The organism is Aquitalea sp. ASV15, from assembly GCF_016429115.1.
GTDB classification, from domain to species: Bacteria; Pseudomonadota; Gammaproteobacteria; order Burkholderiales; family Chromobacteriaceae; genus Aquitalea; species Aquitalea magnusonii.
In genome coordinates this window covers 15756-39501 of sequence record NZ_JAELTZ010000004.1, presented here as the reverse complement: position 1 = coordinate 39501, position 23746 = coordinate 15756, and the positions used below count along the sequence as shown (strand labels likewise).

Annotated in this window: 26 protein-coding genes; 19 read left to right on the top strand and 7 right to left on the bottom strand. The window is 62.1% G+C overall.

Translation table 11 applies throughout. The annotated features are described in order from the left end of the window. Nucleotides 1–32: 32 nt before the first annotated feature. Nucleotides 33–1340 carry an Nramp family divalent metal transporter gene (locus JHD64_RS02695; protein ID WP_199052172.1) on the top strand — a complete coding sequence of 436 codons (1308 nt, stop codon included), beginning with the start codon at nucleotides 33–35 and terminating at the stop codon, nucleotides 1338–1340. A 53-nt stretch (nucleotides 1341–1393) separates the two neighbouring features. Here the strand turns inward: JHD64_RS02695 and JHD64_RS02690 are convergent, their stop codons facing one another. Continuing rightward, nucleotides 1394–1891, bottom strand: coding sequence for a MarR family winged helix-turn-helix transcriptional regulator (locus JHD64_RS02690; RefSeq protein WP_059284691.1), 498 nt, complete (start codon nucleotides 1889–1891; stop codon nucleotides 1394–1396). A gap of 164 nt (nucleotides 1892–2055) precedes the next feature. On the opposite strand from JHD64_RS02690, the gene guaD reads away from it, so the two are divergent. Beyond that, nucleotides 2056–3375 (top strand): guanine deaminase, encoded by a 1320-nt coding sequence (gene guaD / locus JHD64_RS02685; RefSeq protein ID WP_199052171.1) that lies wholly within the window; start codon nucleotides 2056–2058, stop codon nucleotides 3373–3375. Here the strand turns inward: guaD and JHD64_RS02680 are convergent. From JHD64_RS02680 to JHD64_RS02665, 4 genes are read right to left on the bottom strand one after another with little or no spacing between them, the layout of a single operon-like run. Further along, nucleotides 3372–3917: an RDD family protein gene (locus tag JHD64_RS02680; RefSeq protein ID WP_059284693.1), complete on the bottom strand. Its 546-nt coding sequence runs from the start codon at nucleotides 3915–3917 to the stop codon at nucleotides 3372–3374. The two genes, guaD and JHD64_RS02680, sit on opposite strands and share 4 nt — an antisense overlap. Nucleotides 3918–3939: 22 nt before the next feature. Further along, nucleotides 3940–4341, bottom strand: coding sequence for a DUF3106 domain-containing protein (locus JHD64_RS02675; protein ID WP_199052170.1), 402 nt, complete (start codon nucleotides 4339–4341; stop codon nucleotides 3940–3942). Next, nucleotides 4334–4729, bottom strand: a complete 396-nt coding sequence (locus tag JHD64_RS02670; RefSeq protein WP_199052169.1) for a DUF3619 family protein — start codon at nucleotides 4727–4729, stop codon at nucleotides 4334–4336. The genes JHD64_RS02675 and JHD64_RS02670 overlap by 8 nt, the downstream gene beginning before the upstream one ends. After that, the gene (locus JHD64_RS02665; RefSeq protein ID WP_059284696.1) at nucleotides 4726–5292 is read right to left on the bottom strand and encodes an RNA polymerase sigma factor; all 567 of its coding nucleotides are present in this window, start codon (nucleotides 5290–5292) and stop codon (nucleotides 4726–4728) included. Before JHD64_RS02665 ends, JHD64_RS02670 begins: the two co-directional genes overlap by 4 nt. Nucleotides 5293–5519: 227 nt before the next feature. Here JHD64_RS02665 and ilvB point away from each other — a divergent pair, with 227 nt between their 5' ends. The 6 genes from ilvB to bioD all read left to right on the top strand — a co-directional run bounded on the left by ilvB (nucleotide 5520) and on the right by bioD (nucleotide 12894). Further along, on the top strand, nucleotides 5520–7286 hold the full coding sequence (gene ilvB / locus JHD64_RS02660) for a biosynthetic-type acetolactate synthase large subunit (protein ID WP_059284697.1): 1767 nt from the start codon (nucleotides 5520–5522) through the stop codon (nucleotides 7284–7286). A gap of 10 nt (nucleotides 7287–7296) precedes the next feature. After that, on the top strand, nucleotides 7297–7788 hold the full coding sequence (gene ilvN / locus JHD64_RS02655; protein ID WP_059284698.1) for an acetolactate synthase small subunit: 492 nt from the start codon (nucleotides 7297–7299) through the stop codon (nucleotides 7786–7788). A 64-nt stretch (nucleotides 7789–7852) separates the two neighbouring features. Continuing rightward, nucleotides 7853–8869: a ketol-acid reductoisomerase gene (gene ilvC / locus JHD64_RS02650; protein WP_045845777.1), complete on the top strand. Its 1017-nt coding sequence runs from the start codon at nucleotides 7853–7855 to the stop codon at nucleotides 8867–8869. A gap of 229 nt (nucleotides 8870–9098) precedes the next feature. After that, entirely contained in the window at nucleotides 9099–9860 is a 762-nt protein-coding gene (gene pssA / locus JHD64_RS02645) for a CDP-diacylglycerol--serine O-phosphatidyltransferase (protein WP_059284699.1), read from the top strand. Nucleotides 9861–10161: 301 nt separating this feature from the next. After that, nucleotides 10162–11958, top strand: a complete 1797-nt coding sequence (locus JHD64_RS02640) for a 2-isopropylmalate synthase (protein WP_059284723.1) — start codon at nucleotides 10162–10164, stop codon at nucleotides 11956–11958. Nucleotides 11959–12264: 306 nt separating this feature from the next. Further along, on the top strand, nucleotides 12265–12894 hold the full coding sequence (gene bioD, locus JHD64_RS02635; RefSeq protein ID WP_199052168.1) for a dethiobiotin synthase: 630 nt from the start codon (nucleotides 12265–12267) through the stop codon (nucleotides 12892–12894). A gap of 9 nt (nucleotides 12895–12903) precedes the next feature. Here bioD and JHD64_RS02630 read toward each other — a convergent pair whose 3' ends face one another. Continuing rightward, on the bottom strand, nucleotides 12904–14175 hold the full coding sequence (locus JHD64_RS02630) for an HD-GYP domain-containing protein (protein ID WP_199052167.1): 1272 nt from the start codon (nucleotides 14173–14175) through the stop codon (nucleotides 12904–12906). Nucleotides 14176–14538: 363 nt separating this feature from the next. On the opposite strand from JHD64_RS02630, the gene coxB reads away from it, so the two are divergent. The 5 genes from coxB to JHD64_RS02605 are packed head-to-tail and all read left to right on the top strand — an operon-like array spanning nucleotide 14539 to nucleotide 18918. After that, nucleotides 14539–15675, top strand: coding sequence for a cytochrome c oxidase subunit II (coxB, locus tag JHD64_RS02625; protein WP_082693269.1), 1137 nt, complete (start codon nucleotides 14539–14541; stop codon nucleotides 15673–15675). A gap of 10 nt (nucleotides 15676–15685) precedes the next feature. After that, nucleotides 15686–17311 carry a cytochrome c oxidase subunit I gene (gene ctaD / locus JHD64_RS02620; RefSeq protein ID WP_199052166.1) on the top strand — a complete coding sequence of 542 codons (1626 nt, stop codon included), beginning with the start codon at nucleotides 15686–15688 and terminating at the stop codon, nucleotides 17309–17311. Nucleotides 17312–17325: 14 nt separating this feature from the next. Then, entirely contained in the window at nucleotides 17326–17871 is a 546-nt protein-coding gene (locus tag JHD64_RS02615) for a cytochrome c oxidase assembly protein (protein ID WP_199052165.1), read from the top strand. Then, entirely contained in the window at nucleotides 17868–18044 is a 177-nt protein-coding gene (locus tag JHD64_RS02610) for a DUF2970 domain-containing protein (RefSeq protein WP_082693270.1), read from the top strand. The genes JHD64_RS02615 and JHD64_RS02610 overlap by 4 nt, the downstream gene beginning before the upstream one ends. A 10-nt stretch (nucleotides 18045–18054) precedes the next feature. Next, on the top strand, nucleotides 18055–18918 hold the full coding sequence (locus JHD64_RS02605; protein ID WP_199052164.1) for a cytochrome c oxidase subunit 3: 864 nt from the start codon (nucleotides 18055–18057) through the stop codon (nucleotides 18916–18918). Between the two features lie 11 nt (nucleotides 18919–18929). Here the strand turns inward: JHD64_RS02605 and JHD64_RS02600 are convergent, their stop codons facing one another. After that, entirely contained in the window at nucleotides 18930–19130 is a 201-nt protein-coding gene (locus JHD64_RS02600; RefSeq protein ID WP_059284703.1) for a DUF2909 family protein, read from the bottom strand. A gap of 88 nt (nucleotides 19131–19218) precedes the next feature. On the opposite strand from JHD64_RS02600, the gene JHD64_RS02595 reads away from it, so the two are divergent. The 6 genes from JHD64_RS02595 to JHD64_RS02570 are packed head-to-tail and all read left to right on the top strand — an operon-like array spanning nucleotide 19219 to nucleotide 23732. Then, nucleotides 19219–19836, top strand: coding sequence for an SURF1 family cytochrome oxidase biogenesis protein (locus JHD64_RS02595; protein WP_199052163.1), 618 nt, complete (start codon nucleotides 19219–19221; stop codon nucleotides 19834–19836). Further along, entirely contained in the window at nucleotides 19833–20339 is a 507-nt protein-coding gene (locus JHD64_RS02590) for a hypothetical protein (RefSeq protein WP_199052162.1), read from the top strand. Before JHD64_RS02595 ends, JHD64_RS02590 begins: the two co-directional genes overlap by 4 nt. A 43-nt stretch (nucleotides 20340–20382) precedes the next feature. Then, nucleotides 20383–21444, top strand: a complete 1062-nt coding sequence (locus JHD64_RS02585; RefSeq protein WP_110313581.1) for a heme A synthase — start codon at nucleotides 20383–20385, stop codon at nucleotides 21442–21444. Next, a complete protein-coding gene (cyoE, locus tag JHD64_RS02580) occupies nucleotides 21423–22331 on the top strand; it encodes a heme o synthase (protein WP_199052161.1) in 909 nt (302 codons plus the stop codon). Before JHD64_RS02585 ends, cyoE begins: the two co-directional genes overlap by 22 nt. Then, on the top strand, nucleotides 22331–22921 hold the full coding sequence (locus tag JHD64_RS02575; RefSeq protein ID WP_199052160.1) for an SCO family protein: 591 nt from the start codon (nucleotides 22331–22333) through the stop codon (nucleotides 22919–22921). The genes cyoE and JHD64_RS02575 overlap by 1 nt, the downstream gene beginning before the upstream one ends. A 46-nt stretch (nucleotides 22922–22967) precedes the next feature. After that, a complete protein-coding gene (locus JHD64_RS02570; RefSeq protein ID WP_239688839.1) occupies nucleotides 22968–23732 on the top strand; it encodes a flagellar brake protein in 765 nt (254 codons plus the stop codon). Nucleotides 23733–23746: the final 14 nt, after the last annotated feature.

Here is a 23746-nt window from a genome sequence, read left to right as displayed (position 1 = left end):
ATTTTTCTCTCCTCTTCGCTTGAGGATTTTGCATGTTCTCCCTCCCACGCACTGCCACCGCGCCGTTTTGTCCCTCCGAAGTCCAAGGCAGTATCCGCATCGACGCCCAGGCCACCTGGTGGCAGCGGCTGCGCCGCTTTGCCGGCCCCGGCCTGCTGGTGGCCGTCGGCTATATGGACCCGGGCAACTGGGCGACGGATATCGAGGCCGGCTCGCGTTTTGGCTATGGCTTGCTGTGGGTGGTGGTGCTGTCCAGTGTGGTGGCCATTGTGCTACAGCTGATGGCGGCGCGGCTGGGCCTGGTCACCGGCATGGACCTGGCGCAGGCCAGTCGCGAGCGTTACGGCCCGGCCGGGCGCCTGTTGCAGTGGCTGAGTGCCGAACTCTCGATCATCGCCTGCGATGTGGCCGAGGTACTGGGCTGCGCCCTGGCCTTCAAGCTGCTGTTTGGCGTGCCGCTGGCCTGGGGCGTGGGGCTGACGGCTTTCGACACCCTGATTGTGCTGGGGATGAAGGGCAAGGGCTTCCGCCAGATCGAGGCGGTGGTGCTGGGCTTGATTGCCACCATCGCACTGTGTTTTGCCATCCAGGTGTTCATGGTGGGGCCGGACTGGCAGGCAGTGGCGCGCGGCCTGTTGCCATCCAGCCCCGGTGCGGACCTGCATCAGGCGGTGGTGCTGGGGCTGGGCATCGTCGGTGCCACCATCATGCCGCACAATCTTTACTTGCATTCCTCCATCGTGCAGACCCGGCGGGTGGAGGGCGGGCGGCATGGCCTGCGCGACACGCTGGCGCTGTGCCGCGTGGATACTGTGCTGTCCTTGTTGCTGGCCATGCTGGTGAACGGGGCTATCCTGGTGCTGGCCGGTTCGGCCTTCCATGTGGCTGGCCAGCCGGTGGTGGATGATATCGAACAAGCCTACCGGCTGATCACGCCGCTGGCCGGCGGGGCGGCGGCGCTGCTGTTCGGCCTGGCCTTGCTGGCCTCCGGGCAAAGCTCCACCCTCACCGGTACGGTGGCGGGGCAGGTGATCATGGATGGCTTCCTGCAAGTGCGTATTCCCTGCTATCAGCGGCGGCTGATTACCCGTGGTCTGGCCTTGCTGCCGGCGCTGCTGGGCTTGCTGTGGCTGGGGGAAGGGGCTGTCGGGCGCATGCTGGTGTGGAGTCAGGTGGTGCTCAGCCTGCAATTGCCGCTGGCGATGTGGCCCTTGCTGCGTATTACCGCCGACCAGCAGCAGATGGGGGAATTTGCCTTGGCACCGGCCATGCAGCTGCTGGGCTGGCTGCTGTTCGTGCTGATTTGTGGTGCCAACCTGCTGTTGCTGGTGGGGCTGTAAATGAAAAAAGCCGCAGTGATGCGGCTTTTTTGCTGAAATGGCTAGCGCCTGGATCAGTCTTCCTGGGTTTGCAGCAGCTTTTTCAGCAGGCCGGCCAGTTGCACTTTTTCGGTCTCGTCCAGGTTTTCCATCAGCTCGGCTTCCGCCGCCAGATGATTGACCACGGCTTCTTCGATCACGGCAAAACCCTTGGCGCTCAGTGTCACAATTACGCCACGGCGGTCTTCCGGATCGGGCGAACGGGTGACCAGGCCGGCTTCTTCCAGCCGGTTGATGCGGTTGGTCAGTGCGCCGGAGGAAATCAGCACCATGCCCTGCAACTGGTTGGGCGACAACTGGTAGGGCTCGCCACGGCGGCGCAGTGCGGCCAGCACGTCGAATTCGCCGACATTCAGGTTGTAGCGGGCCAGATCCTGCAGTACCCGGCGGGTAATGAAATATTCCATCCGTACGATACGGCCGATAACCTGTGTGGACGAGGGGTCCAGGTCGGGACGTACTTCATTCCAGAGGGCGACGATACGGTCGATCTGATCGGGCTGTTGATGCATTCTGCGTGCTTCCAGGTAAGGGAGGGGCAAGGCTTTCCGTTCCGGGCGCAAAGAGTATCATGTGTTTGTGCTAAAATATCTTCACATAAAGATATTTGATCGTAACATATCGCCAGTGCACTGATTTTGCAGGCTGCGCTAGCCACCCAGCGAGGATGAGCCGGATGAAAACCGCAGTACGTGCCGCCATGATCAGTTTCCGGGCCGACCCCTTCCTCCATCCTGCCGCAGCGTGTCTGCACTATGACAGCGATGCCCTGATCATCATGGAAGACGGCAAGATCAGCGCCTTGGGTCCGGCTGCCAGCCTGCTGCCCGCCTTGCCGGCCGATGTCCCGTTGCAGCACTTTCCGCACGGCGTGCTGCTGCCCGGCTTTATCGATTGCCATGTGCATTATGCGCAGACCGAGATGATGGCGGCTTTTGGCGCACAACTCATCGACTGGTTGAATGACTACACCTTTGTCACCGAGCAGGGTTTTGCCGAGGGTGAACACGCGCGCGAGGTGGCACGGCTGTTTTTGCAAGAGCAGTTGCGCAATGGCGTGACCACGGCCTGCGTATTTGGCACCGTGCACCCGCATTCGGTGGACGTGCTGTTCGAAGAGGCGGCCCGCTACGGCTTGCGACTGATTGCCGGCAAAGTCTGCATGGACCGCCATGCGCCGGCGGCACTGCTGGATACGGCGCAGGCCGCCTATGATGACTCGCTGGCACTGATACGGCGCTGGCATGGGCGCGGCCGGGCCGAATACGCGCTGACGCCACGCTTTGCTCCCAGCTGCAGCCCGGCACAGCTGGATGCGCTGGCCGTACTGGCCCGTGAGTATCCTGATGTGCTGATCCAGTCACATGTGGCGGAAAACCTCGATGAACTGGCCTGGGTGCAACAGCTGTTTCCACACTGCCGTGACTATGCCGATGTCTATGACCGGCACGGGCTGCTACGGCCACGGGCGGTCTTCGGCCACGGCATTCACTTGTCGGATGCGGAAATCGCCGCCTTTGCCGACAGCGGTGCGGCGCTGGCGCATTGCCCCACTTCCAACCAGTTTCTCGGCTCGGGCAGCCTGGACCTGCGCCGGCTCAAGCAGGGCGCACGACAGGTGGCGCTGGGGCTGGGGACGGATGTGGGCGCAGGCACCAGCTTTTCCATGCTGCAGACCATGCAAGCGGCCTATGTCGCGGCACAAAGCCACGGCAATGCGCTGACGGCGGTGCAAGCCTGGTATCTGGCCACCCGTGGCGGTGCCGCAGCACTGGGCATTGCCGACAAGGTGGGTAGCCTGGCGCCCGGCATGGAGGCCGATCTGCTGGTGCTGGACTGGTACTCGACACCGCTGATCACTTTTCGCATGCGCTATGCCCGCGATGTGCAGGATGCCCTGTTCATCCAGATGATGCTGGGTGATGACCGGGCGATTGCCGCGACCTATGTGGCTGGCCAGCTGGTTTACCAGCGTGCGGCCGCCGGCGGCAGCTAGTCTTGTCCGGCGCGACGGCCCTTGCCCGGATGGGGCGGTTTGGGCAGGGTGATCTGGCGGGTGCGGGCCAGGCGGTCGTGCAGGAACAGCCGCTCCTTGTCGTAGCAGGCCGCCAGATAGGGCAGCATGCACCAGGCCAGCGAAATCAGCAGCGCCTCACGGCCATGGCCCAGATTGCGCGACCAGGCCAGGTAGGAAATGGCCGGCATGCCGACAAACAGCAGCAGGCCGACGATGTAGCGGAAACCGGCCTGGCGCCAATCCATCAGCTGTCCGTCATCCTGACGCACCACCTTCACCCGCCAGGCTTTCATGGCCACGGTCTGGCCGGATTTGACCCAGCTGCTGCCGAAATAGCCGAACAGCGCGCCGGCCAGCGCCAGCTGGGTGAGCAGGTCCAGCACTAGCGACTGTCCCAGCCAGGCTTGCAGGCCGGTCATGACAGCGGAAACGGTAAGCAGCAGTGCTGCAATCAGCAGCAATTCGTAAAGCTGGCTGCACAGGCGGCGACCAAGGCTGGCCGCGGTAAGGGTTGGGCTCATGATGATGATGGCAGGGTGATGCTCAGCCGGAAGCCTGGGGCTTGGGCTGGCTTTGTTTCAGGCGCTGGATGGCTTTTTCCCGCTCGGCAGGAGGCAGACCTTGCAGCGTTTTCCAGTTATTGCGGATTTGCTGGCGTTGCTCCAGCGTCAGGTCCGACCAGCTTTTCAGCTTGCTTTGCAGGCGCAGGCGGCCGGCCGGGTCCAGGCTGCGGTATTCCGGCACGATGGCCAGCAGGTTTTTCTTTTTCTCCGGTGCATAGCGGTCCCATTCGGCGGCCAGCGGGGCCATGACCGTCTGTTGCTCGCTATCCAGCTGATCCCAGCGCGGGTTGGTCAGCGGGCTGGCCAGTACCGGCGTGGCCAGCAGGCAGCCGGCCAGCAGCCAGGGCAGCAGCCAGGGCAGCAAGCGATGCAGCCTAGTCATGCAGGCTCCCCGAGAAGTGCGGTTCCATCAGCATTTCCAGCGGCAGCTCATGCGCCAGGATGGCGGCATCCACCGCTTCTTCCTCGACCAGCAAGCCCTCCATCAGCCACAGGCCGGTACCGGCCATCACGGCAAAACTCAGGGCCAGCAGGCTGCGGCGCAAGCCCTGGGTATGGCGTTGCAGCCAGAGCGACAGCTGCTCGCGCAAGCGCGGCGTTTCGCTGGCGCGCAGGTCAAAGCGGGCCAGGGCCAGCTCGCGGGCCTGGCGCAGTCGCTGCTGCTGGGGGGCACTGAGCTGATTGCCTGGTTGGTCGAGTATGGTGGTCACACTGTGCTTGAGCTTGTCGTTGGCACCGGCATGGTTCGCAGAATCTTGCGAGGGCTTCATAGCACCACTCCTTTTTGCTGCAGGATGGCCGCCAGCGTGTGGGTGGCGCGCGAGCAATGCGTCTTGACGCTGCCTTCCGAGCAGCCCATCACCCGTGCGGTTTCGGCGACATCCAGTCCTTCCCAGTAACGCAGCAGGAAGGCTTCCCGTTGACGATTGGGCAGCAGCTGCACCGCGCCATCAATCAGCTGAGCGACTTCCTTGCGGGCATACCATTTTTCCGGATTGCTGCTGGCCTCGTCTGCCGCGATGTTCAGCGTTTCCAGCGGATCGGCGCTTTCGTCCTCCTCGCGGGTGGGCAGCAGCGAAGACAGCAGGGTGCCAAAGAACTGGCGCACCTTGGCACGGCGGAAGTGATCGCGAATGGTGTTTTGCAGGATGCGCTGGAAAATCAGCGGCAATTCCGCCGCCGGTGCATGGGCGTAGCGGTCTGCCAGCTTCATCATGGAGTCTTGCACGATGTCCAGCGCGTTTTCGTCATTGCGCACGGCGTACAGGGCTTGCTTGAAGGCGCGTCGTTCCGCCGACTGCAGAAAGTCGGCCATTTCCTTGCGGCTTGCCATGTGTAGGGGAAGATTCTGGTTGATGCCAACGAAAGATAGTAGCAGAGCCGGACAGGCAAGGCCACCCCGCGGATTTCCCTGTTTTTACCGTGGCTTAGCGTGTTTTTGCACCTGCACAAAAGCACTTGACCGCCATTTGAGGGATAAGCTAAGGTCTTTCATCACAACGGGATGAAACACAAGTCAATCGCCAAGATTGACTGCAAGACAAGACAAAGAGGCACAAGATGCAGATATCGGGCGCGGAAATCCTAGTCCGTTGCCTGCAGGAAGAAGGGGTCGAATTTTTGTTCGGCTACCCCGGCGGCGCGGTTCTGGAAATATATGATGCCATCTTCCGGCAGGAAAAATTCAAGCACGTTCTGGTGCGTCACGAGCAGGCTGCCGTACATGCGGCGGATGCCTACTCGCGTTCCAGCGACAAGGTGGGCGTGGCGCTGGTGACCTCCGGTCCCGGTGCCACCAATGCCGTCACCGGCATTGCCACCGCCTACATGGACTCCATCCCCATGGTGGTGATTTCCGGTCAGGTGGCCACACCCGCCATTGGCCTGGATGCCTTCCAGGAAGTGGACATGGTGGGCATTACCCGCCCGTGCGTGAAGCACAACTTCCTGGTGAAGGATGTCAACGATATCGCTGACACCATCAAGAAGGCATTCTACATCGCCAAGAGTGGCCGACCCGGCCCGGTGGTGGTGGATATTCCCAAGGATGTGACCCAGCAACGTGCCGAATTCCATTACCCGGAAAGCGTGCACATCCGTTCCTATGTGCCTGCCACCCGCGGCCATCCGGGACAGATCAAGAAGGCCATCAACCTTCTGCTGGAAGCCAAGCGTCCCTACATTTATGTCGGTGGCGGTGCCGTACAGGGCAATGCCGCAGCCGAAGTGACCGAGCTGGTCAAATCGCTGGGCCTGCCGTGTACCAACACCCTGATGGGCCTGGGTGCCTATCCGGGTTCCGATCCGCAATTCCTCGGCATGCTGGGCATGCACGGTACTTACGAAGCCAATATGGCCATGCAGTACTGTGATGTGCTGATCGCCGTGGGGGCGCGTTTCGACGACCGCGTCATCAGCGTGCCATCGCATTTCCTGTCGCAGCCGAAGAAGATCATCCACATCGACGTGGACCCGTCTTCCATTTCCAAGCGCGTGAAAGTGGACGTGCCCATCGTCGGCGACGTCAAGCATGTGCTGCGTGAAATGCTGGACATCCTGCGCCAGTCCGGCCAGAAACCGGATGCACAGCATCTGGCCAACTGGTGGAAGCAGATCGAAGAATGGCGCGGCCACAACAGCCTGCTGTACACCCCGTCCACCGAGCTGATCAAGCCGCAGTACGTGGTGGAAAAGCTGTATGAAATCACCGGTGGCAAGGCCATCGTCGCCTCCGATGTGGGACAGCATCAGATGTGGGCGGCCCAGTATTACAAGTTCGACAGCCCGAAGCAGTGGCTGAATTCCGGCGGCTTGGGTACCATGGGCTTCGGTTTGCCTGCAGCCATGGGCGCGCAACTGGCCAATCCGGATGCCACCGTCGCCTGTATTACCGGCGAAGGCTCCATCCAGATGAACATCCAGGAGCTGTCCACCTGCAAGCAGTACCACACACCGGTCAAGATCGTGGCGCTCAACAACCGCTATCTGGGCATGGTGCGCCAGTGGCAGGAATTCTTCTACGGCACCCGGTATTCCGAATCCTACATGGATGCGCTGCCGGATTTCGTGAAGGTGGCGGAAGCCTATGGCCACGTTGGCTTCAAGATCGAAAACCCGTCCGATGTCGAGCCGGTACTGCGCGAGGCCTTTGGCCCCGCCCTGAAGGAACGTCTGGTCTTCCTAGACTTCCGTACCGATCAATCCGAGAACGTGTTCCCGATGATCCAGAATGGCAAGGGTCTGGACCAGATGGATTTGCCGCCGCACATGCGCGACGTCCAGCAGGTCCCCTTCGAGAACAACCGTGACTACGGCAATATGTGCTGAGGCGGACGGTATGAGACATATTCTTTCGATTTTGCTGGAAAACGAAGCGGGCGCATTGTCCCGCGTGGTGGGGCTGTTTTCGGCCCGGGCTTACAATATTGACTCACTGACGGTGTCGACTACCGAGGATCCGACACTGTCACGGATGACGATCGTCACGCATGGTTCCGACGAAGTCATCGAACAGATCACCAAGCAGCTCAACAAGCTGATCGAGGTGGTCAAGGTGATAGACCTCAATGAATCCGAGCACATCGAACGCGAGATGATGCTGATCAAGGTGCGCGCTACCGGCAAGGACCGGGAGGAAATGAAGCGCATGGCGGATATTTTCCGCGGTCGCATCATTGATGTTACGGAAAAGACATACACCATCGAGCTGACTGGTACGAGCGACAAGCTGGGGGCCTTTATCGAGGCCATCGACCGCGCAGTGATCCTGGAAACGGTCCGTACTGGCGCATCCGGCATTGGCCGTGGTGAACGGGTTCTGAAAATCTGATATATCTATACATCTGACGGCGGGCCACAGCAGGTGGCCGCCCGGATAACAAGGGACAAAGCAAATGAAAGTGTATTACGACAAGGACGCGGATCTTTCCATCATCAAGGGCAAGAAAGTCGCCATCATCGGCTACGGCTCGCAAGGCCATGCCCACGCCCAGAACCTGAAGGAATCTGGCGTTGATGTGATCGTGGGTCTGCGCAAGGACGGCGCGTCCTGGAAAAAGGCCGAAGCGGCTGGCCACAAGGTGAAGGAAGTGGCCGAAGCAGTGAAGAAGGCCGATGTCGTGATGATTCTGCTGCCGGATGAATCCCAGCCGGACGTCTATCGCAACGAAATCGCCCCGAACATCAAGAAGGGCGCTGCCCTGGCTTTTGCCCACGGCTTCAACGTGCATTACAACCAGATCGTTCCGCGCGAAGACCTGGACGTGATCATGGTGGCCCCGAAAGGCCCGGGTCACACCGTGCGTTCCGAGTACGTGAAGGGTGGCGGCGTGCCGACCCTGATCGCCGTTTACCAGGACAAGTCCGGCAAGGCCCGTGACGTGGCCCTGTCCTATGCTGCTGCCAACGGCGGCACCAAGGGTGGCGTGATCGAAACCAACTTCCGCGAAGAAACCGAAACCGACCTGTTCGGCGAACAGGCTGTGCTGTGTGGCGGCGCGGTAGAACTGGTGAAAGCCGGTTTCGAAACCCTGACCGAAGCCGGTTACGCTCCGGAAATGGCTTACTTTGAGTGCCTGCACGAACTGAAGCTGATCGTCGACCTGATGTACGAAGGCGGCATCGCCAACATGAACTACTCCATCTCCAATAACGCGGAGTATGGCGAGTACGTGACCGGCCCGGAAGTGGTGACCTCCGCCACCAAGGAAGCCATGAAAAAGGCGCTGTATCGCATCCAGTCCGGTGAATACGCCAAGATGTTCATCCTGGAAGGCAAGACCAACTATCCGAGCATGACTGCCCGTCGCCGCCTGACCGCCGATCACCCGATCGAAAAGGTGGGTGCCGAACTGCGCGCCATGATGCCTTGGATCTCCAAGAACAAACTGGTCGACCAGTCCAAGAACTGATTTCGAAGTCAGTCAGTGTGCCAAAGCCGGGGAAACCCGGCTTTTTTCATGCAGGATGGGTGGTCGGCAGTGCGGGCGGACCGGCGCTTTTGCTGCCGGGGCCGGCTTGGATTAAAATCAGCGGCTCTGCGCGCATGCGCCCTTTGTCTAGATCGTCGACGTACTGACAGCCGGCCCGCGCCGGTGTGTGCTCAGCGCCGTACCGATAGCTTCGCTTACGGATAACACCATGATCCATGACCCCGTTCCGGGTAAGCCGTCCCTGCGCCGTCAGGGTATTTACCTGCTGCCCAACTCCTTTACCCTGGCGGCCTTGTTCGCCGGTTTCTACGCCATCGTGCAAGCGATGAACCAGAATTTCCAGATTGCTGCCGTTGCCATCTTTGTTGCCATGATCCTGGATGGCATGGATGGGCGGGTTGCCCGGCTGACCCATAGCCAGAGTGCTTTTGGTGCCGAGTTCGACAGCCTGTCGGACATGGTGAGCTTTGGTGTCGCTCCCGCGCTGGTGGCCTATGAATGGCTGTTGAAAGACATGGGCAAGCTGGGCTGGATGGTGGCATTCATCCACTGTGCCGGCGCCGCACTGCGGCTGGCCCGTTTCAACACCATGATAGGCAGTACCGACAAGCGCTGGTTTACCGGCCTGCCCAGCCCGGCAGCAGCGGCGCTGGTAGCGGGGCTGGTGTGGATCTGCCATGCCTATGACTACACTGGCCTGCCGGGTTTGAAGTGGGTTCTGCTGGGCTTTACTGCCTTTTCCGGCATCACCATGGTGACCAATGTCAAGTTCTGGAGCTTCAAGGAGATCCACCTGCGCCGCCGTGTGCCGTTTGTGATGTTGCTGGCGCTGGTGGTGGGCTTGCTATTGCTGATGTCGGAGCCGCCGCTGGTGCTGTTCGGCTTCTTTGTCTGCTATGCCCTGTCCGGCTATGTGATGGCAGGCTGGAATCTGCTGCGGCGCAAGCCGCTGCCGGCGGTCTCGCCCTGATTGTCGATCTGTGTGATCAAGCCCCGCTCCTGCCCCGGCAGCAGCGGGGCTTTTGCTTGATGCGGGTGGGTGATTGGACGGATTGGTCTGATATTTCTTATCGGATGGCAGGAAAATACTTGGCTGCAAGGCTAGGTTGACGCGGAGGGAACTACGTTTTTTGTTGTAAATTAGACTTAATGTCTAATAATTGTAAATTTGACACAGATTTGACGATATTTTTGCCGCATGTTGCACTGCGGGTTTGACGTTATGTCGTCGAATCGTTACATTGAATCAAAACTTGCTGCAGGAGCACAACATGCAATTGGACATTGAACGACTCATTGACGACCTGGGCGGCCCCGGTGCGGTGGCAGAAGGCCTGAGCCGGATTTTTCCCGATGAGCCGGTCAGCCGTGCAGCAGTCTACAAGTGGAGAGAACGCGGCAGCCTACCGCTGGCGCAGTTGAACAAGTTGGCGCAACTGGCGGCAAGCCAGGGCAAGAGATTCGATTTCAACGATTACCTGAACGCAGCCGGGACAGCAGCACAGGGACAAGGGAGAGCATTCGACATGGGCGACCGTCTTTACATTTTTGATACCACCTTGCGTGATGGCGAGCAGTCGCCGGGCGCTTCCATGACCAAGGAAGAAAAGATCCGCATCGCCCGCCAGCTGGAACGTCTGGGTGTCGATGTGATCGAGGCCGGCTTTGCTGCCGCCAGCCCGGGCGATGCCGATGCCATCCACGCCATTGCCGAGGTGATCAAGGATTCCACCGTCTGTAGCCTGGCCCGTGCCAACGAGCGCGATGTGCGCGCCGCCGGTGAAGCCATCAAGCCGGCTGCCCGTGGCCGCATCCACACCTTTATCGCCACCAGCCCCATCCATATGGAAAAGAAGCTGCGCATGACGCCGGATGAGGTGGTAGAGGCTGCGGTAAAGGCCGTCAAGCTGGCGCGTGAATACACCGATGATGTCGAATTTTCCGCCGAAGACGCCTTGCGCTCGGATATCGACTTCCTCGCCCGCATCTTTGGCGAAGTGATCAAGGCCGGCGCCACCACGCTGAACGTGCCGGATACCGTGGGCTACGCCGTGCCGCGTGCCACCGAAGCCTTCTTCCGCGAGCTGATCAGCAAGACGCCGGGTGGCGACAAGGTGATCTGGTCGGCCCATTGCCACAACGATCTGGGCATGGCCGTGGCCAACAGCCTGGCTGCCGTATTGGGCGGTGCCCGTCAGGTGGAATGCACCATCAACGGTCTGGGCGAGCGCGCCGGTAATGCCGCGCTGGAAGAGATCGTCATGGCCGTGCGTACCCGCAAGGACATTTTTGCGGTGGAAACCCGTATCGATGCCACCCAGATCGTGCCGGCTTCCAAGCTGGTATCCACGGTGACCGGCTATCCGGTACAGCCGAACAAGGCCATCGTCGGTGCCAATGCCTTTGCCCACGAATCCGGCATCCACCAGGATGGCGTGCTCAAGCATCGCGAAACCTATGAAATCATGTCGGCAGAGAGCGTGGGCTGGAGTGCCAACCGCCTGACCCTGGGCAAATTGTCCGGTCGCAATGCCTTCAAGACCAAGCTGACCGATCTGGGCATCGTGCTGGACAGCGAAGAAGCGCTTAACGCCGCTTTTGCCCGCTTCAAGGATCTGGCCGACCGCAAGCGTGAAATCTTCGACGAAGACCTGCACGCGCTGGTGTCGGACGAGCTGGTGGCCACCTTGCAGGAAGACTACAAGTTCGTGTCGCTGAAGGTGAATACCGAAACCGGCGAAGCACCGCAGGCTGCCATCGTGTTTGTCGAGCATGGCGTGGAAAAGCGCTGCGAATCCAGTGGCTCCGGCCCGGTGGATGCCGCCTTCAAGGCCATCGAAAGCACGGTCAACAGCCAGGCCGAACTGGAACTGTACTCGGTCAATGCCATTACCAAGGGTACCGAATCGCAGGGCGAAGTCACCGTGCGGCTGGCCAAGGATGGCCGTGTGGTGAATGGCCAGGGCGCGGATACCGATGTGATTGTCGCCAGTGCCAAGGCTTATCTGTCGGCGCTCAACAAGCTGAGCAACCGTCAGGAACGCGTCAAGGCGCAAGGCAATGTCTGATTAGCAATACCTGCCGGGCCGGTCCCGTGCTGCTTTACCGTCTGCCGGATTTTCCCATCCCGTTCCCGGCAGGCGGGCAGGCAGCCACGGGCAAGCCCTGGCAAACCGGTTTCAGTCCACTCCGATATTGAAACCCTAAGGCTCACAAGGCCGCATCCATACAGCCCAGGCTCACAAGGCCAGCGTGGCAGATCGCCGACCCAGGAGGTCGGCGTCGCTGCGCTGGCGGGCTGGCCCCCGGTTTCCCGCATTACCCTTTCCCGCGCTATCATCCAGCCTGCTTCATAGATGCAAGGCAAACCCACCATGGCTCAAGGCTTTTTCATTACCGGCACCGATACTGAAATCGGCAAAACCCATTCCGCTGTCGCGCTGATCCGTCACTGGCAGGCACAGGGGCAGCGGGTAGTGGCGATGAAACCGGTGGCCTCCGGCTGCGAGATTCTGCCGGATGGCAGCTGGCTGAATGACGATGTGGCACGGCTGGTGGCGGCCACCGGCCAGCAGGATCTGGACCTGATGAACCCCTACCGCTTTTTGCCGCCGGTCTCGCCGCATATCGCCGCACGCGAAGCCGGGGTGGAGATTGTGCTGGACACCATTGTCAGCCATTACCAGCAACTGGCGGCGCAGGCGGACACCGTGCTGGTGGAAGCCGCAGGCGGTTGGCTGGCCCCATTGGCCGAGGGTGTCTACATGGAAGGCATGGCACGGGCGCTGCAACTGCCGGTGATTCTGGTGGTGGGCATGCGCCTGGGTTGCATCAACCATGCCTTGCTGACTGTGCGTGCCATTCAGGCATCCGGCTTGCAGCTGGCCGGCTGGGTGGCCAACCGGGTGGTGCCGCAGCAACTGGCCTATGCCGACAATCTGGCCACCCTGCAAGCCGCCATCGCGGCGCCCTTGTTGCTGGAGCTACCCTACGCGCCAGCCTGAGCGGTGCGCTCAAGCCGGCGTGCCGGCCAGCAACACGCTGCTGAGTGACTGGAACAGCATGGCATCATCCGGGCCCAGCTTGTCCTGGGCCAGACTCAGATCGCGGCCCAGATTGCGTAGCCGCCAGTTGATTTCCTCGGTCACCAGCAGAATCTCCAGCTGCAGATCCTCCTCCTGCGCCAGCGGCTGGCTGGCTTGCATGCCGGTGCTGAACAGCGAGCGCTGGATGGTATCAAACTGGCCCATGCAGCGGCCGAGCGCCGCCTGACCAGCCGCCGTCAGCGTTTCTTCCTGCAGATTGAGCAGCAGGTGGGTGATTTCGCCGATGCGCTTGAGCAGCGCATGCAATGCCGCCATCGCCTGCGCCGACGTCGGCATGGCCGCCGTGTCCTTGTCCAGCTGCTGCAGTGCGCGGTGCATCACCGCCACCGCCGGGCGGTGAAATTCGCCGGGGATGATGCGCAAGGCAATATCCAGCCGCTGGCCGGGGTGGCTTTTCTGCAGCAGCCGGCAGCTAAGGTCGGCCACCGCGATCAGCTGGCCGGCAATGCCCAGCTGTTTTTCCTTTTCCCGGCGCGGGTAGCCGCTGCCATCCAGCCGCTCGTGATGCTGCAGCATGGCCAGGGCAATGGCCTCCAGCTGCGGATGCTGACCCAATTGCAGCATCTGCCGGTAAGCAATCAGCGGATGCACCATGCGGTGCCGCCATGCAAGCGGCGCGCTGCCCGCGGCCGCTTGGGCTGGGTGTCCGGCATCCAGATACAGTTCGCCGATGTCATGGAACAGTGCGGCCAGGGCGATTTGTTCCAGCAGCGCGCTGGATTGCCCGGTGCGCAAGGCCAGTCCCAGACTGAACAGGCAGCACAGCAGGCCGTGTTCCAGCAGCTGTTGTTGATCCAGCATGGCCAGCAAGACGGTGAGGGCAGGATTGAGGGGCAGGTTTTCCAACACGGCCAGGCAGGCATGCCGGTGTGTTGTTTTTTGCAGCAGCTGTTGTAACAGTGCTTGATCGGCCAGCAGCTGGTCGCTCTTTTCCCGTAACAGGCGGTGTGCGGCAAAATCAGGCAGAGCCAGGCTGGATTCCAGTGGCGAGCGCAGCTGCTGCTGTGGCAGCAGCTGGAAATGCCGTGGCTGCAGGCGGCTGCCACTGGTCAACAGAATGCTGCCATCGGGTGCGCTGATGGCATGCTCCACCACAATGGCCTGTCTGGCCAGCAGGCCGGACAGGGTGTGCAGGAAATGCGGATTGGCGCTGTATTGCGCACGGCTGGCATTGGACATGATCTGAGTTGCCGTCTGGACTGCTTGCGTTTTAGACCCACTGACAAAACCCACCACCCCGGCGTTGTGCCTCCTGGCCATTGTGCTGGTGCTGTCTGCGTCAGCCCGCCCTGAGCCGGGGCCTCTGCGCGGTGTTGTGCGCGGCTCTTAGCCAAAAAGCGCTAGGTGTATCCTCATTATTTGTCATCTCATTCCAATTACAAGTTTATGCTTTTGGTATGAAGATTGCCTTTTGCATTGCATCATGAAAGATTCTTGTTTTTATCTGCGGGTGACCTAGCATTTCAAGCAGCTGCTGATGATTGTTAATGTCAGCGCTTGAAAAGGCCAGTGTCACAGCCGGCTGGCCAGAGAGGGGGGGCCATGTCCTGCCGGTACCTGCCGGGCCGTACCGCTGCCAGCAGCCTGCTTGCCTGCACCGCCATGCAGGCCCGGGGCGCGGCCATCAATCTGCAAGCCCCCGCCACCTCGCTTGCCCGCCTGGAATACGATCTGCACACCATGCTGCTGCTGGTGACCGGCGGCATCTTCCTGCTGGTGCTGGCCGTCATGCTGTATGCCATCGTGCGTCATCGCAAGTCGGCCGGCCACGCCGCCAGACTATTTCACGAGAACACCACGGTGGAAATCATCTGGACGCTGATTCCACTGCTGATCCTGCTGCTGATCGCCTGGCCGGCGACCCGGGCGGTGCTGAACCAGAAAAGCACGCGCGGGGAGGAGCTGACCATCAAGATCACCGGCTATCAGTGGAAGTGGCGTTACGACTATCTCGACGACAATTTCGGCTTCATGAGCCATCTGGCCACGCCAGCCAGTGCCATTGCCGGTACGGCAGCCAAACCGGCCAATTATCTGCTGGAGGTGGATGAGCCGCTGGTGGTGCCCACCGGGCGCAAGGTGCGGCTGCTGCTGACGGCCAACGATGTCATCCACTCCTGGTGGGTGCCGCAGCTGGGCATCAAGCAGGATGCCATTCCCGGTTTTCTGCGCGATGCCTGGTTCATGGTGGATACCCCCGGCATTTATCGCGGCCAGTGTTCCGAGCTGTGCGGCAAGGACCATGGCTTCATGCCCATCGTGGTGGAGGCGCGCAGCCCTGAGGACTATGCGCGCTGGCGCGATGCGCGGCTGAAGCAGGCGGCAGCCAGTGCTGACGACCCGACCCGGGTATGGACGCTGGCGGCGCTGCGCGAGCGTGGCGAGAAGGTGTATGGCCAGAACTGCATTCCCTGCCATCAGGCGAACGGCAAGGGCATCCCCGGCAGTTTCCCGGCGCTGGATGGTTCGCCCGTGGTCAATGGCGACAAGGCCGGCCATATCAATATCGTGCTCAATGGCAGCCAGAAAAATCCCGCCATGCAGGCCTGGGGCAAGCAGTTGTCCGATACCGACATCGCGGCGGTCATCAGCTACGAGCGCAATGCCTGGGGCAATCACACCGGGCAACTGGTGCAGCCGGCCGAGATCAGGGCCGCCCGTGCCGGTGCCGCATCCTGAGGAGGGCAGCATGGCTATTGCCGGTCTTGCAGCAGTACCGCAGCAGTCGCACCGGCCGCATGGCTGGCGGCGCTGGCTGTTTGCCACCAATCACAAGGACATCGGTTCGCTCTACCTGTGGTTTGCCTTCTGCATGTTTCTGGTGGGCGGGGTGCTGGCCCTGTGCATAAGGGCCGAACTGTTTCGCCCCGGCCTGCAGTTTTTCCAGCCGGAGTTGTTCAACCAGCTCACCACTCTGCATGGGCTGATCATGGTGTTCGGCGCCATCATGCCGGCCTTTACCGGCCTGGCCAACTGGATGCTGCCACTGATGATAGGCGCGCCGGACATGGCGTTTGCCCGCATGAATAACTGGAGCTTCTGGCTGTTGCCACCGGCCATGGCCTTGTTGCTGCTGTCCTTTGTGGTGCCTGGCGGCGCCGCGGCGGCCGGCTGGACGCTGTATGCGCCCTTGTCGGTGCAGCTGGGCATGGGCATGGATCTGACCATTTTTGCCATCCATATCCTGGGTATCAGCTCCATCATGGGGGCCATCAATATCGTGGTCACCATCATCAATCTGCGCGCCCCCGGCATGAGCATGATGAAGATGCCGATGTTTGCCTGGGCCAGCCTGATTACCGCCTATCTCATCATCGCCGTCATGCCGGTGCTGGCCGGTGCGGTGACCATGGTGCTGACCGACCGCCACTTCGGCACGCATTTTTTCAATGCCGCCGGTGGCGGCGACCCCATCCTCTACCAGCATGTGTTCTGGTTTTTCGGTCACCCCGAGGTCTACATCATGGCCTTGCCGGCCTTCGGCATAGTCAGCCAGGTGATTCCCACCTTTGCCCGCAAGCCGCTGTTTGGCTACACCTCCATGGTGTATGCCACCAGCTCGATTGGTGTGCTGTCCTTCATGGTGTGGGCACACCACATGTTTGTCACCGGCATGCCGGCTACCGCCCAGCTGTTTTTCATGTACGCCACCATGCTGATCGCCGTGCCCACCGGGGTGAAGGTATTCAACTGGATAGCCACCATGTGGGAAGGCAGCATGAGCTTTGAAACCCCCATGCTGTTTGCCATCGGTTTCATCCTGCTGTTCACCATTGGCGGGCTGTCCGGCGTCACGCTCAGCGTGGCCGCAGTCGACGTGCAGCTGCATGGCAGTTACTACGTGGTGGCGCATTTTCATTATGTGCTGGTGGCCGGTGCCTTGTTCAGCCTGTTTTCCGCCGTGTATTACTGGTTTCCCAAGATGACCGGCAAGATGTATAGCGAGCGCCTGGGGCGGCTGCATTTCTGGTGGTCGCTGCTGTGGTTCAACGTCACCTTCTTTCCCATGCATTTTCTTGGCCTGGCCGGCATGCCGCGGCGCATTCCCGACTACGCACTGCAATTTACCCAGTTCAACCAGATTGCCAGCGTTGGTGCCTTCATGTTCGGCCTGGGCCAGCTGATTTTCCTGGTGAACATCCTGTACTCGCTGCGCCATGGCAAAACGGCTGCCCAGCAACCGTGGGAGGGGGGCAATACCCTGGAGTGGCGGCTGCCGACGCCCGCGCCGTATCACAGCTTCAGCGAGGCTCCGCAGCTGGACGTGGCGGAAAATGGCGTGGTGGTTGCCATGCAGGGCGGCAAGCACGGCTAGCGCGGGAGACCACCATGGCCAGCGGTATGCAGGCAGCCAATCTCACCCTGTTGCGCAGGTTGCTGCTGCTGGTGTTGCTGATGTTCGGTTTTGCCTGGGGGCTGGTGCCGCTGTACCGGGTGATTTGCGAGGTGACCGGTCTGAACCGGGTGGTGGTGGCCGATGCCATGCCGGGCAGGGATGCGGCACAGGTCGCGGCACGGCCGGTGGTACTGCAACTGGATGCCATGGTGCAGCCGGGCCTGCCCTGGCAGGTAAGGCCGCTGCAATCACGGCTGCAGGTGAAAACCGGGCAGTTCATCCAGCTGCAGTACGAGCTGCGCAATAACAGCCGGCAGCAGGTGGTGGGGCAGGCGATTCCGCGCTATCTGCCGGCCGAGGCGGCGGCTTATGTCAAGAAGCTGGAGTGCTTCTGTTTCCGCCAGCAGCTGTTTCAGCCGGGTGAGACACGGCGTTTTCCGGTGGTGCTGGTGATAGACCGGGCGCTGCCGGCCGCGATAGACAGCATCACCCTGTCGTACAGCGTGTTCGATGTGCCGCAGGGGGAGGGCAGGCCATGAGCTGGTGGCGTGGCGTGCTGGCGGTGCTGGCGGCGTTTGCCGGTATCCGCCGGCAGCAGGCGGCACAGCAGGATGGACACCTGCGGCCGCTGCAGCTGATTGCCACCGCCTTGTTGCTGGTGGCGGCCCTTATCGGCTTGCTGCTGCTACTGGTGAACTGGATCAGCCATTGAGGAGAGCATCATGGCGCTACTGGATGAGCATGGGCCGGTGCAGTATTTCGTCCCCGCCCCGTCACGCTGGCCACTGCTGGGGGCCGTGGCACTGTTCTGCCTGGGACTGGGCGCGGCTTGTGCGCTGAACGGCATGCTGCCGGGCTGGTGGCTGCTGGCGCTGGGTGGGCTGATCCTGCTGCGCATGCTGTGCGGCTGGTTTGGCGATGTCATCCGCGAGAGCGTGGGCGGCCGCTATCACGGGCAGGAGGCGCTGTCCTTCCGCTGGGGCATGGGCTGGTTCATTTTCTCGGAAGTCATGCTGTTTGGCGCATTCTTTGCCGCGCTGTTCTGGGTGCGCCAGGTGGCGCTGCCGACGCTGGGCAGCCTGGATTACAAATTGCTCTATCCGGATTTTTCCGCCAGCTGGCCGCTGCAGACCGCCCCGGTGGCGGGGCCGGCTTATCAGGCCATGGAAGCCTGGGGGCTGCCGGCGCTCAATACGCTGATCCTGCTGTCTTCCGCGGTCAGCCTGACCTGGGCGCACTGGGGCCTGCTACTGGGGCGACGGGCGCAACTGAAGCTGGGCCTGTTGATCACCATCGTGCTGGGGCTGGGGTTTCTCTGCCTGCAGGCCATCGAATACCACCATGCCTGGACGGCACAGCAGCTGACATTGTCGGCGGGAGGCTACGGCATGACCTTCTACATGCTGACCGGCCTGCACGGCCTGCACGTCTTGCTGGGCAGTGTCATCCTGCTGGTGGTGTGGTTGCGGGTGCTGCGCGGACACTTCGACCAGCAACACCATTTCGCTTTCGAGGCGGCGGCCTGGTATTGGCATTTTGTCGATGTGGTGTGGCTGCTGCTGTTTGTCTTCGTCTACTGCCTGTAGCCGCAGCCAGCCTAGCTGGGCTGATGCGGACGCCACCAGCCAAACAGCACGCCCAGCAACAGCAGGATGAACAGGCCAATGGACAAGCCAAGCCGCAGGGTCAGCGAACGGATCAGCCGCTGTGAGCCGGACTCGGCCTTGAGCAGGCCGGACAGCCCCCAGAACAGGGCCAGCACGATGCAGGCAAGCAAAAAGACGATGACGATTTTCATGGCTGAGCCCTCCGGTGCTGCTGCGCCTGCAAAAACATGCTTTCAGTCTAGTGGCAAAAAGCGTAGTCGTGGGCTTCTGTTGCTCTGTGTGTTGTTACCTTTTGTATTGGCCTGCTGGCAGGTGTTGCGTGGCCGCGATGCCTTGCAGCGTGAACAGGCGCTGGCACGGGCGGGCAGCCAGCCGGTGCAGGTGTGGTCGGCGGTGCCGCTGACCCAGGCCCCGGATTATTCCCGCCGCAGCGTGGCAGGGGCCCGCCCGCTGGGGCCGGTGATCCAGCTGGGCAACAGCCTGCTGGACGAGCAGCCGGGAGCCAGGCTGCTGCTGCCGGTGCGGCTGGCGGATGACAGCATGCTGCTGCTCGATCTGGGCTGGCTGGCCGACTCCCGCCCGCAGCCAGCCTTGTTGCTGCCACCGCAGTTGCGCGGGCAATGGTTGCCGTGGCATGGACGCTGGACCTTGCCCGGCGCGCGGTCGGGCGTTGCCGGCCGGGTGGATGAGGTTGCCATGGCCAGCTTGCCGCAGGTGTATCCGGGCCGCTGGCGCCAGGGCGTGCTGGTGTTGCAGCCCGCGCTGCCGGGTTTGCAGATGTGGCCGCTGCAGCCCCCCCTGTCGGCACAGCGGCATTTTGCCTATGCCCTGCAATGGGCGGTGCTGGCGCTATGCCTGCTGCTATTGCTGCGGCCACGCAGATGGAGGAAGGGATGAACACGGGACGCTACAGCCGGCTGGTGTTGTTGCTGATCGTGCTGCTCTGTCTGCTGCCGCTGCTGGCGGCCTGGTTCAGTTATCGCTACTGGCCACCGCAGGGCGGCAATAGCGCTGGCGAATTGCTGCCGATCCAGCCCTTCGCCGCCGCCAGCCGGGCGGACTGGCCTGGCAAGCGCTGGGTGCTGGTTGGCCAGTTTCAGGGCAGTTGCGAGCGGGTATGCCGCCAGCGCCTGTTCACCATGCGACAGATTCATCTGGCCCAGGGCGAAGCTGCCGGGCGCTTGCAGCGGGTGCTGTTGTATAGCGCGGCGGCACCGGTGGCGGCAGATGGCTTCGTGCAGCTGGCCGTGGCACGCCAGCGCTTGCCGGCCCGAGCCGACGGTTTTTACCTGATCGACCCGCTGGGCAACCAGGTGCTGTTTTACCCGGATGCCCTGCGTCCGGACAAGATCATCAAGGAAGTGCAACAGCTGATGAAGGTTAACAACGGCTTGGGATGATGCCGTGCAGCTGCCGGCGCTGCGCGCTGGCAAGGAGGCCGCAATGAAAAAACTGGCCTGGCTGGCCCTGCTGCTGGCCTGTGTGGTCCTGCCGCTGGGGGCATATGTGCGTTTGTCGGATGCCGGCCTCGGCTGTCCGGATTGGCCGGGTTGCTATGGCCGGCTCAGTCCGGCGCATGCCGCCACGGCCATCGCGCAGGCCATGCAGCTGCAGCCGGATGGCCCGGTCAGCCCGGACAAGGCCTGGAAGGAAATGCTGCATCGCTACCTGGCGGGCAGTCTGGGGCTGTTGATCCTGTGGCAGGCGCTGCAAGCCTGGCGCAGCGGCCGGCAGCGGCGTGTCGCCGGCCTGTTGCTGCTGCTCTTGGCCCTTCAGGCGCTGCTGGGCATGTTGACGGTGACCATGCGCCTGCAGCCGCTGGTGGTCACCGCTCATCTGTTGCTGGGCATGAGCCTGCTGGCCGTGCTGTTGTGGCAGGCGGCCGGCAGCCGCTGGCCGGGCGTGCGGGTGAGGGCAGGCCAGCGCAGGCTGGCGTGGCTGTTGCTGTGCTTGGTGGCCGGGCAGATTGCTTTGGGGGGCTGGGTGTCGTCCCATCAGGCGGCGCTGGCCTGCCAGGGTTTTCCCCGCTGCAACGGCAGTTGGTGGCCATCATCTTCTCTGGCTGACGCCTTTGTGCTGCAGAGCGGAGCCTTGCCCATGGCCAGCCTGGTTGCCATGCACTGGCTGCACCGGCTGGGTGCGCTGCTGGTGATGCTGGTGCTGGGCCTGCTGTGCTGGCGTTTGTGGTCGATACCCGGTCTGCGTCGCCAATTGCTGTTGCTGCTGGCGCTAGGCTTGCTGCAGCCTATGCTGGGCGTGGCCAATGTGCTGTGGCTGCACCCCTTGCCCCTGGCGCTGGCCCACCATGCCGGGGCCATGCTGCTGCTGGCGGGCAGCAGCATGCTGCTGTGCCGGCTGCAGGTGCCGGCCGCTTATCGGCCCTTGCGCCAGCACTGGCTGGGCTGGCAGAGCCGCAGCAGTACCGTCCGGCCCTGGCGCGGTGGCATGTTGTCGCGCCGGCAGGGACACCGGAGAACGGCAAGATGGCCCTGTCTGCCAGTGTGAGACTGCAAGCCGGCTATGAGCATGCGCTGGCCATGCTGCAACTGGCCAAGCCGCGCGTGGTGGCACTGATCGTGTTCTGCGCCGTGATCGGCATGTTGCTGTCACAGCCAGCGCTGCCGGCCCTGCGGCTGCTATTGCCGGCCACGCTGGGTATTGCGCTGATGGCTGGCGCGGCGGCGATGCTCAACTGCCTGCTGGAGCATGCGCTGGATGCCCGCATGCAGCGCACCGCCTGGCGTGCCACGGCGCGGGGCAGCGCCGGGCGTGGCGAAACCCTGCTGCTGGCGGTGCTGCTGGGTGGGAGTGGCATGCTGCTGCTGTGGGGCTGGGTCAACGCGCTGACCGCCTGGCTGACGCTGGCCACCCTGCTGGCCTATGCGCTGGTGTATACCCTGCTGCTGAAACCATACACCCCGCAAAACATCGTCATCGGCGGCATCAGCGGGGCCATGCCGCCATTGCTGGGCTGGACGGCGATGACCGGGCAGGTCAGCCCGCATGCACTGTTGCTGCTGCTGATCATCTACACCTGGACGCCGCCGCACTTCTGGGCGCTGGCGCTATACCGGCGTGCCGACTACGCCCGCGCCGGCCTGCCCATGCTGCCGCTGACGCATGGCCAGGGTTTCACCACCTTGTCCATTCTGCTGTACACCCTGCTGCTGACCGCCGTCACCCTGCTGCCGGTGGCACTGGGCGTGGCCGGCTGGCTGTATCTGCTGGCAGCGCTGGCACTGGACGGACGCTTCTTGTTTCTTGCTGTGCAACTGCATCGTCAGTATGCTGACGCCTTGGCTCGCCGCACCTTTTCCTGGTCGATCTGGTATCTGACCTGGCTGTTTGCCGCGATGCTGTCCGATCATTACTGTCTGCTACCGGTTTCCTGATGCGCCATCTGCTACGTTTGCTCTCCCTGTTCATCCTGTCCATCGCACTGGCTGCCTGTGCGCCGCCGGCGGCGCCCAAGCTGGATCTCAAAGGCACGGACATGAGCGATACCCAGCTGGGCGGCGATTTCAGCCTGACCGACTATCAGGGCCGGCCACGCAAGCTGTCCGACTTCTCCGGCAAGGTGGTCGCGCTGTTCTTCGGCTATACCCATTGTCCGGATGTCTGCCCCACCACCATGCTGGAATACGCCACGGTCATGAAAAAGCTGGGCGCGGACGCTGACAAGGTGCAAGTCCTGTTTGTCACGGTAGATCCGGAACGGGACACCACGGCGGTGCTGGCCGGCTATGTGCCGCACTTCGACCCCCGTTTTGTCGGCCTTACCGGCAGCACGGCGCAGATCGAGCAGGTCAAGTCGGCCTACAAGGTGGTGGCACAGAAAGTGGCCGTGCCGGGTGGCGCTTATACGGTCGACCACAGTGCCGGCTCCTATCTGTTCGACAAAAGCGGAAAATTGCGGGTTTATGAGGCTTATGCCACGCCGGCAGACAGCCTGACTCATGATATTCGTCAGCTGTTACGCTAGAATTCAGGCAATCACCCAACCTTGACTGCGGAAAGAAGCGCCCATCGTGAGCGAAGACAACACCCCCGGTATGCTGCACGGCGACCATGCCCAGCCCGATCTGACCAGGTATATCCTGGCCACCCCGGTTGAGGTCGTGCATCATCTGACGTCTATCGCCAAGTCCGGGCACATGGTGACGGTGTTTTCCAACAAGGGAAAAACCTTCATTCTCACGCGCTTTCTGGAGGTGGACGCCAGGCAAGGCGTGCTGTTGCTCGACTGGGGGGCCGACCCGGCCACCAATGAACAGCTGCTGAACAGCGAGCGCAATGTATTCGTCTGCTCGCCGGACGGGGTCAAGACCCAGTTTGTCACCGGCGCAGCCCGCAAGGTGGTGCTGGACAGTGGCCCGGCCTTCGAGGTGGACCTGCCCGAGCAGGTGATCAAGCTGCAGCGGCGCGAGTTTTTCCGCATCCAGACCCCGGTCAGCAATCCGGTCAGCTGCCATATTGCCGACTACCCCGGCCGGCCGCTGGACCTGGTGCTGTTCGACATCAGCCTGGGTGGCTGCAGCCTGTGGCTGCCGGCACCGCATGCGCCCGGTTTCGAGCTGGGCCAGAAATACCAGAATTGTTCACTCGAATTGAAACCGCTGGGCAGTTTGCGGGTGGGTATCGAAATCCGCCACCGCCTGACCACCCAGCTGCGCAACGGCAATGAAGCCGTCCGTGCCGGTTGCGCCTTTCTCAATATGACTCCGTCGTCAGAAACGCTGGTGCAGCGTTATGTCGGCCAGCTGGAGCGCGAACGGCGCGCCCTGGTCGGCTGATGGCGGTTTCCCTT

What these genes read in the sequence shown, in the direction of transcription:
- JHD64_RS02605 (WP_199052164.1), top strand. Translation starts at nt 18,055, where the DNA reads ATGGCGCTACTGGATGAGCATGGGCCGGTGCAGTATTTCGTCCCCGCC.
- JHD64_RS02630 (WP_199052167.1), bottom strand. Translation starts at nt 14,175, where the DNA reads ATGTCCAATGCCAGCCGTGCGCAATACAGCGCCAATCCGCATTTCCTG.
- JHD64_RS02590 (WP_199052162.1), top strand. Translation starts at nt 19,833, where the DNA reads ATGAACACGGGACGCTACAGCCGGCTGGTGTTGTTGCTGATCGTGCTG.
- JHD64_RS02610 (WP_082693270.1), top strand. Translation starts at nt 17,868, where the DNA reads ATGAGCTGGTGGCGTGGCGTGCTGGCGGTGCTGGCGGCGTTTGCCGGT.
- pssA (WP_059284699.1), top strand. Translation starts at nt 9,099, where the DNA reads ATGATCCATGACCCCGTTCCGGGTAAGCCGTCCCTGCGCCGTCAGGGT.
- JHD64_RS02680 (WP_059284693.1), bottom strand. Translation starts at nt 3,917, where the DNA reads ATGAGCCCAACCCTTACCGCGGCCAGCCTTGGTCGCCGCCTGTGCAGC.
- JHD64_RS02600 (WP_059284703.1), bottom strand. Translation starts at nt 19,130, where the DNA reads ATGAAAATCGTCATCGTCTTTTTGCTTGCCTGCATCGTGCTGGCCCTG.
- guaD (WP_199052171.1), top strand. Translation starts at nt 2,056, where the DNA reads ATGAAAACCGCAGTACGTGCCGCCATGATCAGTTTCCGGGCCGACCCC.
- JHD64_RS02690 (WP_059284691.1), bottom strand. Translation starts at nt 1,891, where the DNA reads ATGCATCAACAGCCCGATCAGATCGACCGTATCGTCGCCCTCTGGAAT.
- coxB (WP_082693269.1), top strand. Translation starts at nt 14,539, where the DNA reads ATGTCCTGCCGGTACCTGCCGGGCCGTACCGCTGCCAGCAGCCTGCTT.
- JHD64_RS02675 (WP_199052170.1), bottom strand. Translation starts at nt 4,341, where the DNA reads ATGACTAGGCTGCATCGCTTGCTGCCCTGGCTGCTGCCCTGGCTGCTG.
- JHD64_RS02670 (WP_199052169.1), bottom strand. Translation starts at nt 4,729, where the DNA reads ATGAAGCCCTCGCAAGATTCTGCGAACCATGCCGGTGCCAACGACAAG.
- JHD64_RS02585 (WP_110313581.1), top strand. Translation starts at nt 20,383, where the DNA reads ATGAAAAAACTGGCCTGGCTGGCCCTGCTGCTGGCCTGTGTGGTCCTG.
- ilvB (WP_059284697.1), top strand. Translation starts at nt 5,520, where the DNA reads ATGCAGATATCGGGCGCGGAAATCCTAGTCCGTTGCCTGCAGGAAGAA.
- JHD64_RS02615 (WP_199052165.1), top strand. Translation starts at nt 17,326, where the DNA reads ATGGCCAGCGGTATGCAGGCAGCCAATCTCACCCTGTTGCGCAGGTTG.
- ilvC (WP_045845777.1), top strand. Translation starts at nt 7,853, where the DNA reads ATGAAAGTGTATTACGACAAGGACGCGGATCTTTCCATCATCAAGGGC.
- JHD64_RS02640 (WP_059284723.1), top strand. Translation starts at nt 10,162, where the DNA reads ATGCAATTGGACATTGAACGACTCATTGACGACCTGGGCGGCCCCGGT.
- JHD64_RS02575 (WP_199052160.1), top strand. Translation starts at nt 22,331, where the DNA reads ATGCGCCATCTGCTACGTTTGCTCTCCCTGTTCATCCTGTCCATCGCA.
- bioD (WP_199052168.1), top strand. Translation starts at nt 12,265, where the DNA reads ATGGCTCAAGGCTTTTTCATTACCGGCACCGATACTGAAATCGGCAAA.
- JHD64_RS02665 (WP_059284696.1), bottom strand. Translation starts at nt 5,292, where the DNA reads ATGGCAAGCCGCAAGGAAATGGCCGACTTTCTGCAGTCGGCGGAACGA.
- ctaD (WP_199052166.1), top strand. Translation starts at nt 15,686, where the DNA reads ATGGCTATTGCCGGTCTTGCAGCAGTACCGCAGCAGTCGCACCGGCCG.
- ilvN (WP_059284698.1), top strand. Translation starts at nt 7,297, where the DNA reads ATGAGACATATTCTTTCGATTTTGCTGGAAAACGAAGCGGGCGCATTG.
- JHD64_RS02695 (WP_199052172.1), top strand. Translation starts at nt 33, where the DNA reads ATGTTCTCCCTCCCACGCACTGCCACCGCGCCGTTTTGTCCCTCCGAA.
- cyoE (WP_199052161.1), top strand. Translation starts at nt 21,423, where the DNA reads ATGGCCCTGTCTGCCAGTGTGAGACTGCAAGCCGGCTATGAGCATGCG.